We start from the raw sequence: 12,644 nt of genomic DNA, 5'->3' as shown, positions 1-12,644 counted from the left end.
ATGGGAATCAACTACAGCGTCGAGGCCGACCCGGACTCCACGGCTAAGGGTATGCTCCGGGACCGGCCCATCAGCCTCAAGCACAGCAAGGCCATCGCCCGCGCCATCAAGGGGATGACCGTCGCCGACGCCGAGGACTACCTCGCAGCCGTCATCGACGGCGAGCGGTCGGTTCCGTTCAAGCAACACAACTCTGGTGTCGGTCACCGAAGCGACATCGAGGGCTGGGACGCAGGACGATACCCTGAGAAAGCGTCCAAGGCGTTCCTCGAACTCCTCGAGAACGTCCGCAACAACGCGACCGAACAGGGATTCGACGGACCAGCCATGGAAATCAAACACCTCGCTGCCCACAAGGTTGGCGAGCGTCAGGGTCGCAAGCCCCGTGCCTTCGGCCGGGCCGACCCGTGGAACACCCCAATCTGTGACGTCGAACTCATCATCGAAGAGGTCGAAGAATAATGGCTGACGAACACCAATTCATCGAGAACGGACTGCAGCGGTCCCAGATCGACGAGTTCTTCGCAAAAGAACTCGGCCGCGCCGGCTACGGCGGCATGGACGTCGCCAAGACGCCGATGGGCACCCAGATCGTGCTCAAGGCCGAAAAGCCCGGGATGGTCATCGGGAAAGGCGGGAAGAACATCCGCAAGGTCACCCGCGAACTCGAAGAGCGATTCAATCTCGACGACCCACAGATCGACGTGCAGGAAGTCGACGAGCCGGACCTCAACGCCCGCATCGTCGCAGACCGTCTCGCCAACGCACTCGAGCGTGGCTGGTACTTCCGCAAAGCAGGTCACACGACCATCGACCGGATCATGGACGCCGGCGCCCTCGGTGCCGAAATCGTCCTCTCCGGAAAGGTCACCGGTGCCCGCTCGCGCGTGGAGAAGTTCAACCGTGGCTACATCAAGCACAACGGTGAACCCGCACAGGAAATCGTCGACGAGGGCCAGGGCGTCGCAGTCATGAAGCTCGGTACCATCGGCGTTACGGTCAAGATCATCCCGCCGGGTGCGCGCCTCCCCGACGACTTCGAAGTCGAGGAAGACGCCCAGCCCGAAGCGGTCGAACAGATCGAAGAGACCGAGAGCGTCGAAGACCTCCTCGAAGAGGAGCCGGAAGACGTTCCGGACGTCTCCGAAGACGTCGAAGCCGAAGCCGAACCCGAGACGGAAGCCGTCGACGAGGAAGTCGTCGAGGAAGCCGTCGAGGAAGTTGTCGACGACGAAGAAGTCGTCGAGGACGAAGCGGCCGACGACGACGACGAGGAAGCTGTCGAGGAAGAACTCGACGAAGACGTCGCCGAAGAGGCGGCCGACCTCGTTGCGGAGATGGAAGACGACGACGAAACGGAGGAAGAATAAATGGCAATCCTCTACACCGAAGAGATTCGCGACATGACGGCTGCAGAGCGCGTCGCCGAGCTCGAAGAGCTCGAGACGGAACTGCTCAACGCCAAGGCCGTTCAGGCTGCGGGTGGCGCACCGGACAACCCGGGACGCGTCTCCGAGCTGAAAAAGACCATCGCCCGAATCAAGACGATTCAGGGCGAAGAAGGCGACCTCGACGAAGAATAAGATGCCACTGACACCCGAGACCCTCACGCGACACGAACTCAACGGCCTCCACGTAGCGGTCGTTGCTGCGGCGAACCCCGACCTCGTCGGGATAGCCGGGCGCATCGTCGTCGAGACGATGGGGACCCTGATGGTCGACGATGGGACTCGGGTGCGACAGGTGCCAAAACGAGGGGCGACCTTCGAATTTGCGATTCCGAACACAGATGAAGCCGCCGACGCTGAGAAGGCGTCGGGGACCACGTCCAAACTTCGGTCGGATACTACTGGCGGATTAGATGCCAGTCAGTCTGGCCGGCGCGCCGACTCATCATCGGCCGCTTCCCACACCGGGAATTGCGAGGGCCTGGCCTACGTTACGGTGGATGGCTCACAACTGCTCTCACGACCCGCCCTGCGCACCGAAACTACAGGTGACTCGAAATGGCGATAGGACTAGACGTTCCAATGCCTCCGGAACCCGACGAATCCGAGGCTTACGACTACGAAAAATGTCCGTTCTACGGCTCGCTCTCCGTCCGGGGTCAGACCCTGGAGGGAACGGTCGTTTCCACGGACATGGCAAAGACCGTCATCGTCGAGCGGGAGTACGACGTATTCGTTCCGAAGTACGACCGCTACATGAAGCGACGTTCGCGCATTCCGGCACACGTGCCGGGCGTGCTCGACCACGTCGCTGTCGGTGACGAAGTAAAGATTGCGGAGACACGCCCACTCTCGAAGACGAAATCACACGTTGTGGTGGAGATCATCGGAGGTGACGAGTGATGGAAGCGCTCAAAGCAGACATCACCAAAGGCGTTGCTCGTGGCTCGCTGGTCACGTGCGCCGACAACACCGGCGCTCGTGAACTGAAGATTATCAGCGTCGCGGGTTACTCCGGCACGAAGAACCGACACCCCAAGGCAGGCATCGGGAACAAGGTGACCGTCTCGGTTACCAAAGGTACCCCCGAAATGCGCCGCCAGGTGCTCGAAGCCGTCATCGTCCGCCAGCGGAAATCCATCCGCCGGCCGGACGGGACGCGCGTGAAGTTCGAGGACAACGCCGCCGTCATCATCGACGAGATGGAAGAGCCTCGCGGGACCGAGATCAAGGGTCCTGTCGCGCGCGAAGTGGCCGAGCGCTTCGGGAGTATCGCATCGACGGCTACGATGATTGTATAGTATGACCCGACAACCGCGCAAACAGCGAAATCAAGTTCGCAATGCGCCGCTCCACGAGCGGCAAAATCAGGTCCGCGCACCGCTGTCGGCCGACCTCCGCGAGGAGTACTCCACCCGCAACGTCCGTGTCAACACGGGCGACACCGTGGAAGTACTTCGTGGCGACTTCGCCGGCGAAGAAGGCGAAGTGACCGAGGTCGACCTCACAGACGCCGTCATCTACGTCGAAGGCGTCACTGTGGCCAAAGCCGACGGCGAGGAGGTCCCACGACCCCTTCAGGCCAGTAACGTCCGCGTGACGGAACTGGACCTCGAAGACGACGTGCGCGAGGCCCGACTCAAGGAGGATAACGAATGACTCGACACCAGAAACGACTGTCCGTACCGAAGTCCTGGCCGGTCGAGCGCAAGACAGGCACGTTCACGGTCAAAGCCGGTGCCGGTCCGCACGGCAAGGCAGGGGTTCCCCTGCTCATCGTCCTGCGTGACGTGCTCGGCTACGTGGACACGAAGAAGGAAGCGAAGTACGCCCTCAACAACCAGAGCGTTCTGGTCAACGGCGACGCCGCTTCCGACGTTCGCCGTCCCATCGGGATGTTCGACATCCTGGCGTTCACCGAGCGTGACGAATACTACCGCGTCTTCCCCGACGAGGGTGGTCGCCTCGCGATCAGCCCAATCGACGCCGACGCGGCATCCAGCCGTCTCGGCAAGATCGTCCGCAAGACGCAGGTCAACGGTGGCAAGTTCCAGTTGACCCTTCACGACGGCGCGAACCTCGTCGTCGACGACGCCTCGGAGTACCACAACAAGGACTCCATCGTCGTCGACAACGAGACGAAAGACGTCATCGCACACTTCCCGTACGAGGAAGGTGCACTCGTCACCGCCGTCGCTGGCTCCCACGCCGGCGAAATCGGTGAAGTCGTCGAGATTACCACGACGATGGGCAGCGGAAACAACTCTGTCCTCGTCGAGACCGAAGACGGCGAGTTCGAGACCATCGAACAGTACGTCGTCGTCATCGACGAGAACTTCGCAGGTGATGACGAATGAGCGAGGCTGACTTCCACGCGATGCGCGACCCGCGTATCGAGAAAGTCGTCGTCCACATGGGCGTCGGTGAAGGTGGTCGCGAACTCGCGAAAGCCGAAGACATCCTCGAGGAGATTACGGGCCAAGAGAGCGTTCGAACCATCTCTGGCCGCTCCTCGCAGGACTTCGGTGTCCGTCGAGGCGAACCCGTCGGCGCAAAGGTCACACTTCGTGGCGACACCGCCGTCGAATTCCTCGAAACCGCACTCCCAATCGCGGACCTCTCCGTCTCGTCGTTCGACGAGACGGGTAACTTCGGCTTCGGTGTCGAAGAACACACCGAGTTCCCGAGCCAGGAGTACGACCCGCAGATCGGTATCTACGGGCTGGACGTGACGGTCAACCTCGTCCGCCCCGGCTACCGTGTGAAAAAGCGCGACAAGCGTTCCCGACAGATTCCGTCATCCCACCGGATGACCGTCGAAGACGCCGTCGCGTTCATCGAATCCACGTTCGACGTGGAGGTTGAAGCATGAGCGATAGCGAAACAGAACAGACGGGCGAGCACGCGACCCGCCGCACCGGCCAGGAGAACGAGTGCCGGCGCTGCGGTCGGAAACAGGGACTTGTCGGCAAGTACGACATCAACCTGTGCCGCCAGTGCTTCCGAGAGATTGCCCGCGATATGGGATTCAAGAAGTACCGATAATATATGGCTGACAACGATCCACTCAGTAGCGCGCTTTCCGGTGTGAACAACGCCGAGAGTGTCGGACACCTGTCCCACGAGATCCAGCCCGCCTCGAACATCATCGGCTCCGTCCTCGAGGTCTTCTACGACCGCGGGTACGTCGACGGCTTCGAATTCGTCGACGACGGCAAGGCCGGTAAGTTCGAGGTCGAACTAAAAGGCGCAATCAACAAGTGTGGCGTCGTCAAGCCGCGGTACTCCGCGGGTGCTGACGACTTCGAGCGATGGGAGAAGCAGTTCCTCCCTGCCCGTGACTACGGGGCGCTCATCGTCACGACGAGCCACGGCGTCATGAGCCACTACGAGGCCCGCGAACAGGGCATCGGTGGCCAGATTATCGCCTACGTCTACTAGAACAATGAGCCGAATAGAAATCGAAATCCCGGACGAGGTAACCGCCGAGGTCGACAACCTCGAACTCACCGTCGAGGGTCCCAACGGTAGCGTCACCAAGCGCCTGTGGTACCCGAACATCTCGGTCAGCGCCGAAGACGGTTCCGTGGTCATCGAAACCGACGTCGATAACGCGAAGACGAACGCGACGATCGGCACCTTCGAAAGCCACGTGAACAACATGCTCTACGGCGTCACCGAGGGATGGGAGTACCAGATGGAAGTCCACTACGCTCACTTCCCGATGCAAGTGAACGTCGAAGGCGACGAAGTCGTCATCAAGAACTTCCTCGGCGAGAAGTCCCCGCGACGAGCGCAAGTTCGCGGCGACACCCAGGTACAGGTAGACGGCGAAGAAGTCACCCTGAGCGGCCCCAACAAGGAGGACGTCGGGCAGACTGCCGCCGACATCGAACAACTCACTCGCGTCACGGACAAGGACACTCGCGTGTTCACCGACGGCGTGTACATCACCCAGAAGCCAAAGAAAGGTGGTGCCTAAATGTCGGACGAAATTACCGAACTCGAAGACATCAGCGGTGTCGGCCCGTCGAAGGCTGAATCGCTCCGCGAAGCAGGCTTCGAAACCGTCGACGACGTGAAAGCCGCGAGCCAGTCCGAACTGGCCGAGGTTGACGGCATTGGGAACGCGCTCGCTGCGCGTATCAAAGCCGACGTCGGTGGCCTCGAAGTCTCCGAAGAGGCGGAGGCTGAGGTCGAAGACGAGACCGAAGCAGTCGAAGAAGAAGAAGAACCTGCCGAGGAAGTCGAGACGGAACTTCGTCCCCGCGGCTACGCGGATAAGAAGCCCGAACTCGACGCCGAAAAGGCAGCAGCCCTCGCACAGAAGCGTCGCGAAGGCAAGCCGCAGTTCAACCGACAGGACTACCACAAGAAGAAGCGCACGCCCACGTCGTGGCGTCGCCCCCGTGGTGGCCTGTCCAAGCAGCGCCGCGGCATCAAGGGCAAAGGCCCCAAGGTTCAGGCGGGTTACCGCACGCCGAAGGCCGCCCGTGGTCTGCACCCATCCGGCTTCGAGGAAGTTCGTGTGTTCAACGCGGACGACCTCGAGGGCGTCGATGGCGACACGCAGGCTGTTCGTATCGCATCCTCGGTCGGCGCACGCAAGCGCGAGCGCATCGAGGAAGTGGCTGAAGAGCGCGAGATTCGCGTTCTCAACCCCACCTACGTCGAAGTCGAGGTGGATAACTGATGACGGACCTGAAAGCACAGAAGCGCATGGCCGCCGACGTCCTCGACGTTGGGAAGAGCCGTGTGTGGTTCGACCCCGACGCACAGTCCGACATCGCGGAGGCCATCACGCGCGAAGACATCCGTGAACTCGTCGACGAGGGCACGATTCGCGCCAAGACCGCCAAGGGCAACTCCAAAGGTCGCGCACGCGAGCGCGCCGCCAAGCGGTCCTACGGTCACCGCAAGGGTGCCGGTTCCCGCAAGGGACGTTCCGGCGCTCGGAAGAACAAGAAAGACGCATGGGTCAGCCGAATCCGCGCCCAGCGCCGTCGCCTGAAAGAGCTGCGTGACGATGGGACGCTCGACCGTACCCAGTACCGCTCGCTCTACAACAAGGCGTCCGGTGGCGAATTCGACAGCGTGGACCGGCTCGAAGCATACATCCAGAACAACTACCAGGTGGAGATTCAATAATGGCGACAGGACCACGATACAAGGTTCCGATGCGTCGCCGCCGCGAAGTCCGGACAGACTACCATCAAAGGTTGCGCCTGCTGAAATCGGGTAAACCCCGCCTCGTTGCTCGCGTGAGCAACAAGCACGTCAGGGCGCAGCTGGTCACTCCGGGCCCGCAGGGCGACGAGACCCACGCTGCAGCGACCTCTGCCGACCTCGCCGAGTACGGCTGGGAAGCCCCAACGGGCAACCTCCCGAGCGCGTACCTCACGGGGTATCTGGCAGGCAAGCGGGCGCTGGCCGCCGGCGTCGAGGAAGCAGTCCTCGACATCGGCCTCAACACGGCCACGCCCGGGAACAAGGTATTCGCAGTGCAGGAGGGTGCTATCGACGCTGGCCTCGAAATCCCCCACAACGACGCAGTGCTCGCAGACTGGGACCGCAACCGCGGTGTCCACATCGCTGAGTACGCAGAGCAGCTCGACGAGCCGCTCTACAGTGGAGACTTCGATGCCACGAACCTCCCCGACCACTTCGACGAAGTGCTCGGGAACCTTCAGGAGGACGAATGAGCAGAGATAACAACGGCTGGGAGCCGCGAACGCGGCTCGGCCGCATGGTGCAGAACGGCGACGTCACGTCGATGGACCAGGCGCTTGAGACTGGGCTTCCCCTCAAGGAACCCCAGATCGTCGACCAACTCCTCCCCGGACTGGAAGACGAAGTTCTCGACATCAACATGGTTCAGCGCATGACCGACTCCGGCCGCCGGGTGAAGTTCCGGTGTGTCGTCGCAGTCGGGAACCGTGACGGCTACCTCGGCTACGCTGAAGCCCGCGACGATCAGGTCGGCGGCGCTATCCAGAAAGCCATCGAGGTGGCGAAACTGAACATTATCAAGGTTGACCGTGGCTCCGGTTCCTGGGAAGACCGCGCAGGCGGCCTCAACTCCCTCTCCCGCAAGGCAGAAGGGAAGGCAGGCTCTGTGACGGTTCGTATCATCCCAGCACCGCAGGGTCTCGGCCTCGCGGCCGCAGAGACGGTCCGCAACATCCTCGAACTCGCCGGTGTCCAGGACGCCTGGACCAAGAGTGACGGAAACACGCGGACGACCGTCAACCTCGCAAAAGCAACCTACAACGCACTCAAGAACGCGTCGCAGTCCCGCACGCCGCGACGCGCTCGTGAAGTTCGTCAGGAGGTGCGCGACTGATGCAGGCTATCGTCCAACTTCGTGGTGAAGTCAACATGGCACAGGACGTTCGTGACACGCTGACGATGCTCAACATCAACCGCGTGAACCACGCGACGTTCGTCCCCGAGACGGACACCTACCGTGGAATGATCACGAAGGTCAACGACTACGTCGCACACGGTACGCCGAGTGCTGACGTCGTCGAGACACTCATCCGCACGCGCGCCGAACCCGCAGAAGGCTCGGCAGACGTGGACGACGAGTGGGTCTCGGAGAACACCGACTACGACGACATCGCCTCGCTCGCGCAGGCTGTCTACGACGAGGAGACGACGCTGCGAAAGCAGGGTCTCTCCCCGGTGCTCCGACTCCACCCCGCACGTGGTGGCCACCGCGGCCAGAAGCACGTGACGAAAGAAGGCGGTCAGCTCGGCAAGCACGAGACCGAGCAGATCGACGAACTGCTGGAGGCAATGCGATGACGTCCAAGAAACGACGCCAGCGTGGCTCCCGAACGCACGGTGGCGGTACCCACAAGAACCGGCGTGGTGCCGGACACCGTGGTGGCCGCGGCCGTGCCGGGCGCGACAAGCACGAGTTCCACAACTACGAACCGCTCGGCAAGCACGGCTTCAAGCGACCGGACGCCCTGCAGGACGACGTCGCCGAAGTCAAGATCCAGAAGCTCGACGAGGACGCTGCACTCCTCGCCGCCGACGGAGTTGCTGAGAAGGACGGCGACGCTTACACCATCGACGCTCGCGACGTGGCCGAGGACGGCTGGGACGCAGACGTCGTGAAGGTGCTCGGTGGCGGCCAGGTTCGTAACGAACTGAACGTCGTCGCTGACGCGTTCACGGCCGGTGCCGTCGAACTCATCGAAGCGGCTGGCGGCAGCGCCGAACTCTCCGAACGCGCAGAGAAAGCGGCCGAGGCTGAAGCGGAAGCCGAAGCCGACGCTGACGAGGACAACGAGGAATAAATCATGGGATGGAAGGACGCCGCCGAACCAGTGCTGTCACGGATGCCTGCAGTCGTCCGACCGGAGGGACACGTACCGTTCCGCCGGAAGCTCGGGTGGACTGGTGGCATTCTCGTGCTGTACTTCTTCCTGACGAACGTGACGCTGTTCGGCGTCGACGCGGCGGCCGCGAACGACCTCTTCGGTCAGTTCCGGTCGATCCTCGCCGGTCAGCAGGGCTCTGTGCTCCAACTGGGCATCGGTCCCATCGTCACGGCGAGCATCGTCTTACAACTGCTTGGCGGTGCTGACCTGCTCGGGCTGGATACCGACAACAATCCGCGCGACCAGGTGCTCTATCAGGGTCTACAGAAGCTGCTCGTTGGGGTCATGATCGTCCTGACGGGCCTGCCGATGGTGTTCGCTGGCGGATTCCTGCCGGCCGACACGGCCGTCGCGACTTCGCTCGGCATCGGTACGTTCGGCGTGAAGATGCTTATCTTCGCGCAGATCGCCGTCGGTGGTGTCCTCATCCTCTTCATGGACGAGATCGTCAGCAAGTGGGGCGTCGGCTCCGGTGTTGGGCTGTTCATTATCGCTGGGGTCAGCCAGCAGCTCGTCGGTGGGCTGTTCAGCTGGCAGGGCCTCGGTGGCGCGTCGGGCTTCTTCCCGACGTGGCTCGGTATCATCACCGGCTCGGTCCAACTGCCGAGTTCGCCGACCGACCTGCTGTCGACCATCTTCCTCGGTCAGGGCCAACTGCTCGCGCTCATCACGACGGTGCTCATCTTCGGCATCGTCGTCTACGCCGAGAGTGTCCGCGTCGAGATTCCCCTCTCACACGCTCGTGTGAAGGGTGCTCGCGGACGCTTCCCGGTCAAACTCATCTACGCGAGTGTCCTGCCGATGATTCTCGTCCGCGCCCTGCAGGCGAACATCCAGTTCCTCGGGCGCATTCTCGACAGCCAGTGGGCGGCGATGCCCGCGTGGCTGGGCGAGTACGCGAGTGGACAGGTCACCGGTGGCCTGTTCTACTACCTCGCGCCCATCCAGTCGCGCTCTGACTGGATGTGGTTCCTGGGCCTCACGTCGGCCGACCCGCTCGACATCGCGATCCGCGTGCTCATCGACCTGGTCTTCATGATCGTCGGTGGCGCGATATTCGCTGTCTTCTGGGTCGAGACGACGGGGATGGGCCCCGAATCGACGGCACGACAGATTCAGAACTCCGGGATGCAGATTCCCGGCTTCCGACGGAACCCGCAGGTCATCGAGAAGGTCATGGAGCGGTACATCCCGCAAGTGACCGTCATCGGTGGCGCGCTCGTCGGCCTGCTCGCCGTCATGGCGAACATGCTCGGCACCATCGGTGCCGTCTCCGGGACGGGGCTGCTGCTGACGGTCTCCATCACGTACAAGCTGTACGAGGAGATCGCAGAAGAGCAGCTCATGGAGATGCACCCGATGATGCGCCAGATGTTCGGCGGCGAGTAAGGAACAGCTGTCACATTTTCTTTTTACCCTGCCCGTGAGAGGCGTTGCTCGTCGACTTCGGTGACCTCCCTGCCGGGCCAGCACGTGCGCAAGAAATACGGTAGTCTATCCGCCGCTCACCGCGTTGGATGCACCATCATATCGAGTGCGACGGTGCAGGCGATGACGAGTCCGTCGTCCATCTCGGGAGAGACTTCGATACCGTAGGAGTCGCGGACGCGGAACCACTTCTTGGAAACCTCCGCGACGCGCTCGCCATCCCGCGTGAGTTTGTACTCGTGGTCGAGGATGTTCCCCTGCACCTTGAGGTCCGGTCCGTCATCGACCGAGACGGTAAATCGCTCTCGAAGCGGAGTGACGAGCGCCTTCTTGACCGTTGCCGTCGGACGACCGTTCTTCTGAATCGTCATGGTGTCTTTGACGCGGACGATTCGCTCTTTGATGGAGTACGACTCACCACTCTGACGGTTGTACATCTCGAGCGTCTCGCGGACACGAAGCGCCTTCCCGTCGATTCTGAATACCTTCTGACCTGCCTGATTCTCGACGTAGTAGTCGTCTCCGATGGAGACGAGTTTCTGCGTCATCTTGTAGCGGTCCCACTCGCGTCCGCCACCGCGCCGTCCAGCACCGCGGTCTTCTCGTCGCGTTTGTCGTGTCTCCGCTCTTCCTCGTCGGGCCATACCCAACCTATCGCGTGGAGATTGGATGAAACTGTAGCATTTTCTAGATGAATATCGTCGAAGCCAGATGGTCACTGTCGTGAGAATGCCTCGTTGAGAGGGGACTCCCGAGTGAGACAGAACGGTCCGTTCAAAACGTCCGAGCGGTGAGTTCAGGAGGGATCGTCGGCACGTCTTCGCTCACCGAGTCGGATGGGCCATCATATCGATGGCGACGGTACAGGCGATGACGAGACCGGCATCCATCTCTGGGGAGACTTCGATACCGTAGGAGTCGCGGACGCGGAACCACTTCTTGGAAACCTCTGCGACGCGCTGGCGGTTGTGCATCATTCTGTACTCGTGGTTGACGATGTTCCCCACCACCATAATCTCAGGCCGGCCCTCTATGGAGACGGTAAACCGGTCTCGAAGCGGCGTGATGAGGGCTTTGTGGACCGACGCTGCCCGACTGCCGTTCTTCTGAATCGTCATCGTGTCTCTGACGCGGGCAATCTTCTCTTGAATCTTGTACGTGTCGCCGGTCTGGAGGTCCTCCATCTTCAGGGTGTCTCGAACCCTGAGCGCCTTGCCATCGACTTTGAACATCTGCTGACCGGCCTGATTTTCGACGTAGTAGTCGTCTCCGATGGAGACGAGTTTCTGGGTCATCTTGTAACGGTCCCACTCACGTCCCCCACCGCGTCGTCCAGTACCGCGCTCTTCTCGTCGTGTCTGTCGTGCATTCGCTCTGGGTCGTCGAGCCATACCCAGATATCGACCGTAGATGCCATCAAGATGTAGGATTATTGAACTGAATGTCGTCGAGAGCTGACGTTCATCACCGATAGAATACCGTCTACACCGTCACTGGGTTGCGATAGTCGAGGCCATCGACCGAACCCGGCCGTTTTTGTACTTAATCCGAGAGGACCTGTGTATGAACGAGGGGCGACTCGCACTGGACATCGAGACAGCGAGCCCGCGGGGCGAACCGAGCGACTTCCAGAACACAGCCGACTTCGAGTTGGTTGCGGTCGGGCTTGGCTATCACGACGGTGGTGAGACCGAGACCACAGTCATCCTCCGCGACGGAGACTGGGAGACGAAACACACTGCAACGCTCCTTCGAGCAGTCGTCGAGTGGTGTGAACAACGTGGTGGACCTGTCATAACCTACAACGGCGAGTTTTTCGACGAACACCATCTCCGGGCGTGGGCGACCACCGTCGCAGAGGAGGGATTGTGGCCCGAAGCGCCTGCCCGCGTCGACGCGCTCTTTTCGGACCACATCGACCTCGCAACGCTCGCCGCAACTGCCTATCCGCACGCTGTCCGCCCCAACAGAGAGATACCCGCACTTTGGAAAGCCTGCAAAGAGGCCGGTATCGACCAGCCGACAGTCTGGTACGACGACTACGACCTGCCGGCGGCGTATCTGGAGGGCCTCGGCATCGACGACGCACACGTGAAGGGGGCACACATTGGCGAAGCACTGGGAGAACAGTACGTCGAGAACGTCGCCACCGGCCTCGAAAACACACGAACGCACGACGAACTGACCCGGTTGGTCGTCGAGTACGCCGCAGGCGATATCGAACCGCTGTTCTCGCTCCACGACACACTTCGTCGTCTGGACACAGAGTCGTAGCCCCTGCTGGGCTGTCTCCCGTTGGTCACCTGTCTCCTGCACTCCTGTCTCCCACTGGACTCCTGTCTCCCACTGGACTCCTGTCTCGCGGCAAACGTTTAGC

At 61.6% G+C, this 12,644-nt stretch carries 22 protein-coding genes; 20 read left to right on the top strand and 2 right to left on the bottom strand.

Annotated features, from left to right (window positions below; translation table 11 throughout):
* The 19 genes from ACK3SC_RS14060 to secY are packed head-to-tail and all read left to right on the top strand — an operon-like array spanning window position 1 to window position 10,228.
* Window positions 1–462, top strand: a complete 462-nt coding sequence (locus ACK3SC_RS14060) for a 50S ribosomal protein L22 (RefSeq protein ID WP_416840811.1) — start codon at window positions 1–3, stop codon at window positions 460–462.
* Complete coding sequence (locus ACK3SC_RS14055; protein ID WP_416840810.1) at window positions 462–1,370, top strand: 30S ribosomal protein S3; 909 nt, start codon at window positions 462–464, stop codon at window positions 1,368–1,370. The genes ACK3SC_RS14060 and ACK3SC_RS14055 overlap by 1 nt, the downstream gene beginning before the upstream one ends.
* A complete protein-coding gene (gene rpmC, locus ACK3SC_RS14050) occupies window positions 1,371–1,583 on the top strand; it encodes a 50S ribosomal protein L29 (protein WP_416840809.1) in 213 nt (70 codons plus the stop codon).
* A 1-nt stretch (window position 1,584) separates the two neighbouring features.
* On the top strand, window positions 1,585–2,016 hold the full coding sequence (locus ACK3SC_RS14045) for a ribonuclease P protein component 1 (protein ID WP_416840808.1): 432 nt from the start codon (window positions 1,585–1,587) through the stop codon (window positions 2,014–2,016).
* On the top strand, window positions 2,007–2,351 hold the full coding sequence (locus ACK3SC_RS14040; RefSeq protein WP_416840807.1) for a 30S ribosomal protein S17: 345 nt from the start codon (window positions 2,007–2,009) through the stop codon (window positions 2,349–2,351). The genes ACK3SC_RS14045 and ACK3SC_RS14040 overlap by 10 nt, the downstream gene beginning before the upstream one ends.
* On the top strand, window positions 2,351–2,749 hold the full coding sequence (locus tag ACK3SC_RS14035; RefSeq protein ID WP_004974917.1) for a 50S ribosomal protein L14: 399 nt from the start codon (window positions 2,351–2,353) through the stop codon (window positions 2,747–2,749). Before ACK3SC_RS14040 ends, ACK3SC_RS14035 begins: the two co-directional genes overlap by 1 nt.
* A gap of 1 nt (window position 2,750) precedes the next feature.
* Entirely contained in the window at window positions 2,751–3,107 is a 357-nt protein-coding gene (rplX, locus tag ACK3SC_RS14030) for a 50S ribosomal protein L24 (RefSeq protein ID WP_416840806.1), read from the top strand.
* Window positions 3,104–3,805 (top strand): 30S ribosomal protein S4e, encoded by a 702-nt coding sequence (locus tag ACK3SC_RS14025; protein ID WP_416840805.1) that lies wholly within the window; start codon window positions 3,104–3,106, stop codon window positions 3,803–3,805. Before rplX ends, ACK3SC_RS14025 begins: the two co-directional genes overlap by 4 nt.
* Window positions 3,802–4,320, top strand: a complete 519-nt coding sequence (locus tag ACK3SC_RS14020) for a 50S ribosomal protein L5 (RefSeq protein WP_416840804.1) — start codon at window positions 3,802–3,804, stop codon at window positions 4,318–4,320. Before ACK3SC_RS14025 ends, ACK3SC_RS14020 begins: the two co-directional genes overlap by 4 nt.
* Entirely contained in the window at window positions 4,317–4,493 is a 177-nt protein-coding gene (locus tag ACK3SC_RS14015; RefSeq protein ID WP_411964072.1) for a 30S ribosomal protein S14, read from the top strand. The genes ACK3SC_RS14020 and ACK3SC_RS14015 overlap by 4 nt, the downstream gene beginning before the upstream one ends.
* Before the next feature lie 3 nt (window positions 4,494–4,496).
* Window positions 4,497–4,889: a 30S ribosomal protein S8 gene (locus tag ACK3SC_RS14010; RefSeq protein WP_416840803.1), complete on the top strand. Its 393-nt coding sequence runs from the start codon at window positions 4,497–4,499 to the stop codon at window positions 4,887–4,889.
* A 4-nt stretch (window positions 4,890–4,893) separates the two neighbouring features.
* On the top strand, window positions 4,894–5,430 hold the full coding sequence (locus ACK3SC_RS14005; RefSeq protein WP_416840802.1) for a 50S ribosomal protein L6: 537 nt from the start codon (window positions 4,894–4,896) through the stop codon (window positions 5,428–5,430).
* On the top strand, window positions 5,431–6,141 hold the full coding sequence (locus ACK3SC_RS14000; protein WP_416840801.1) for a 50S ribosomal protein L32e: 711 nt from the start codon (window positions 5,431–5,433) through the stop codon (window positions 6,139–6,141).
* Window positions 6,141–6,596, top strand: coding sequence for a 50S ribosomal protein L19e (locus ACK3SC_RS13995; RefSeq protein WP_416840800.1), 456 nt, complete (start codon window positions 6,141–6,143; stop codon window positions 6,594–6,596). The genes ACK3SC_RS14000 and ACK3SC_RS13995 overlap by 1 nt, the downstream gene beginning before the upstream one ends.
* Window positions 6,596–7,150 (top strand): 50S ribosomal protein L18, encoded by a 555-nt coding sequence (locus ACK3SC_RS13990; RefSeq protein ID WP_058571910.1) that lies wholly within the window; start codon window positions 6,596–6,598, stop codon window positions 7,148–7,150. Before ACK3SC_RS13995 ends, ACK3SC_RS13990 begins: the two co-directional genes overlap by 1 nt.
* Entirely contained in the window at window positions 7,147–7,791 is a 645-nt protein-coding gene (locus tag ACK3SC_RS13985; RefSeq protein WP_416840799.1) for a 30S ribosomal protein S5, read from the top strand. The genes ACK3SC_RS13990 and ACK3SC_RS13985 overlap by 4 nt, the downstream gene beginning before the upstream one ends.
* Complete coding sequence (locus ACK3SC_RS13980; protein ID WP_416840798.1) at window positions 7,791–8,255, top strand: 50S ribosomal protein L30; 465 nt, start codon at window positions 7,791–7,793, stop codon at window positions 8,253–8,255. The genes ACK3SC_RS13985 and ACK3SC_RS13980 overlap by 1 nt, the downstream gene beginning before the upstream one ends.
* Window positions 8,252–8,755 (top strand): uL15m family ribosomal protein, encoded by a 504-nt coding sequence (locus ACK3SC_RS13975; RefSeq protein WP_416840797.1) that lies wholly within the window; start codon window positions 8,252–8,254, stop codon window positions 8,753–8,755. The genes ACK3SC_RS13980 and ACK3SC_RS13975 overlap by 4 nt, the downstream gene beginning before the upstream one ends.
* 3 nt (window positions 8,756–8,758) lie before the next feature.
* Complete coding sequence (gene secY / locus ACK3SC_RS13970; RefSeq protein WP_416840796.1) at window positions 8,759–10,228, top strand: preprotein translocase subunit SecY; 1,470 nt, start codon at window positions 8,759–8,761, stop codon at window positions 10,226–10,228.
* A gap of 116 nt (window positions 10,229–10,344) precedes the next feature.
* Here secY and ACK3SC_RS13965 read toward each other — a convergent pair whose 3' ends face one another.
* Entirely contained in the window at window positions 10,345–10,911 is a 567-nt protein-coding gene (locus ACK3SC_RS13965; RefSeq protein WP_416840795.1) for an LURP-one-related/scramblase family protein, read from the bottom strand.
* 180 nt (window positions 10,912–11,091) lie between these two features.
* Entirely contained in the window at window positions 11,092–11,658 is a 567-nt protein-coding gene (locus tag ACK3SC_RS13960) for an LURP-one-related/scramblase family protein (protein ID WP_416840794.1), read from the bottom strand.
* 172 nt (window positions 11,659–11,830) lie between these two features.
* Between ACK3SC_RS13960 and ACK3SC_RS13955 the strand changes: the two genes are divergently transcribed.
* Window positions 11,831–12,541 carry a hypothetical protein gene (locus ACK3SC_RS13955; RefSeq protein ID WP_416840793.1) on the top strand — a complete coding sequence of 237 codons (711 nt, stop codon included), beginning with the start codon at window positions 11,831–11,833 and terminating at the stop codon, window positions 12,539–12,541.
* The last annotated feature ends 103 nt before the right edge of the window (window positions 12,542–12,644 follow it).

Source organism: Haloferax sp. DFSO52, from assembly GCF_048158745.1.
Classification (GTDB): Archaea; Halobacteriota; Halobacteria; order Halobacteriales; family Haloferacaceae; genus Haloferax.
The sequence above is the reverse complement of the archived record's forward strand: the minus strand, read 5'-3'. Positions and strand labels throughout refer to the sequence as shown.

Coding starts and splice junctions, on each gene's coding strand:
- ACK3SC_RS14060 (WP_416840811.1), top strand. CDS start 1: ATGGGAATCAACTACAGCGTCGAGGCCGACCCGGACTCCACGGCTAAG.
- ACK3SC_RS14055 (WP_416840810.1), top strand. CDS start 462: ATGGCTGACGAACACCAATTCATCGAGAACGGACTGCAGCGGTCCCAG.
- rpmC (WP_416840809.1), top strand. CDS start 1,371: ATGGCAATCCTCTACACCGAAGAGATTCGCGACATGACGGCTGCAGAG.
- ACK3SC_RS14045 (WP_416840808.1), top strand. CDS start 1,585: ATGCCACTGACACCCGAGACCCTCACGCGACACGAACTCAACGGCCTC.
- ACK3SC_RS14040 (WP_416840807.1), top strand. CDS start 2,007: ATGGCGATAGGACTAGACGTTCCAATGCCTCCGGAACCCGACGAATCC.
- ACK3SC_RS14035 (WP_004974917.1), top strand. CDS start 2,351: ATGGAAGCGCTCAAAGCAGACATCACCAAAGGCGTTGCTCGTGGCTCG.
- rplX (WP_416840806.1), top strand. CDS start 2,751: ATGACCCGACAACCGCGCAAACAGCGAAATCAAGTTCGCAATGCGCCG.
- ACK3SC_RS14025 (WP_416840805.1), top strand. CDS start 3,104: ATGACTCGACACCAGAAACGACTGTCCGTACCGAAGTCCTGGCCGGTC.
- ACK3SC_RS14020 (WP_416840804.1), top strand. CDS start 3,802: ATGAGCGAGGCTGACTTCCACGCGATGCGCGACCCGCGTATCGAGAAA.
- ACK3SC_RS14015 (WP_411964072.1), top strand. CDS start 4,317: ATGAGCGATAGCGAAACAGAACAGACGGGCGAGCACGCGACCCGCCGC.
- ACK3SC_RS14010 (WP_416840803.1), top strand. CDS start 4,497: ATGGCTGACAACGATCCACTCAGTAGCGCGCTTTCCGGTGTGAACAAC.
- ACK3SC_RS14005 (WP_416840802.1), top strand. CDS start 4,894: ATGAGCCGAATAGAAATCGAAATCCCGGACGAGGTAACCGCCGAGGTC.
- ACK3SC_RS14000 (WP_416840801.1), top strand. CDS start 5,431: ATGTCGGACGAAATTACCGAACTCGAAGACATCAGCGGTGTCGGCCCG.
- ACK3SC_RS13995 (WP_416840800.1), top strand. CDS start 6,141: ATGACGGACCTGAAAGCACAGAAGCGCATGGCCGCCGACGTCCTCGAC.
- ACK3SC_RS13990 (WP_058571910.1), top strand. CDS start 6,596: ATGGCGACAGGACCACGATACAAGGTTCCGATGCGTCGCCGCCGCGAA.
- ACK3SC_RS13985 (WP_416840799.1), top strand. CDS start 7,147: ATGAGCAGAGATAACAACGGCTGGGAGCCGCGAACGCGGCTCGGCCGC.
- ACK3SC_RS13980 (WP_416840798.1), top strand. CDS start 7,791: ATGCAGGCTATCGTCCAACTTCGTGGTGAAGTCAACATGGCACAGGAC.
- ACK3SC_RS13975 (WP_416840797.1), top strand. CDS start 8,252: ATGACGTCCAAGAAACGACGCCAGCGTGGCTCCCGAACGCACGGTGGC.
- secY (WP_416840796.1), top strand. CDS start 8,759: ATGGGATGGAAGGACGCCGCCGAACCAGTGCTGTCACGGATGCCTGCA.
- ACK3SC_RS13965 (WP_416840795.1), bottom strand. CDS start 10,911: ATGGCCCGACGAGGAAGAGCGGAGACACGACAAACGCGACGAGAAGAC.
- ACK3SC_RS13960 (WP_416840794.1), bottom strand. CDS start 11,658: ATGGCTCGACGACCCAGAGCGAATGCACGACAGACACGACGAGAAGAG.
- ACK3SC_RS13955 (WP_416840793.1), top strand. CDS start 11,831: ATGAACGAGGGGCGACTCGCACTGGACATCGAGACAGCGAGCCCGCGG.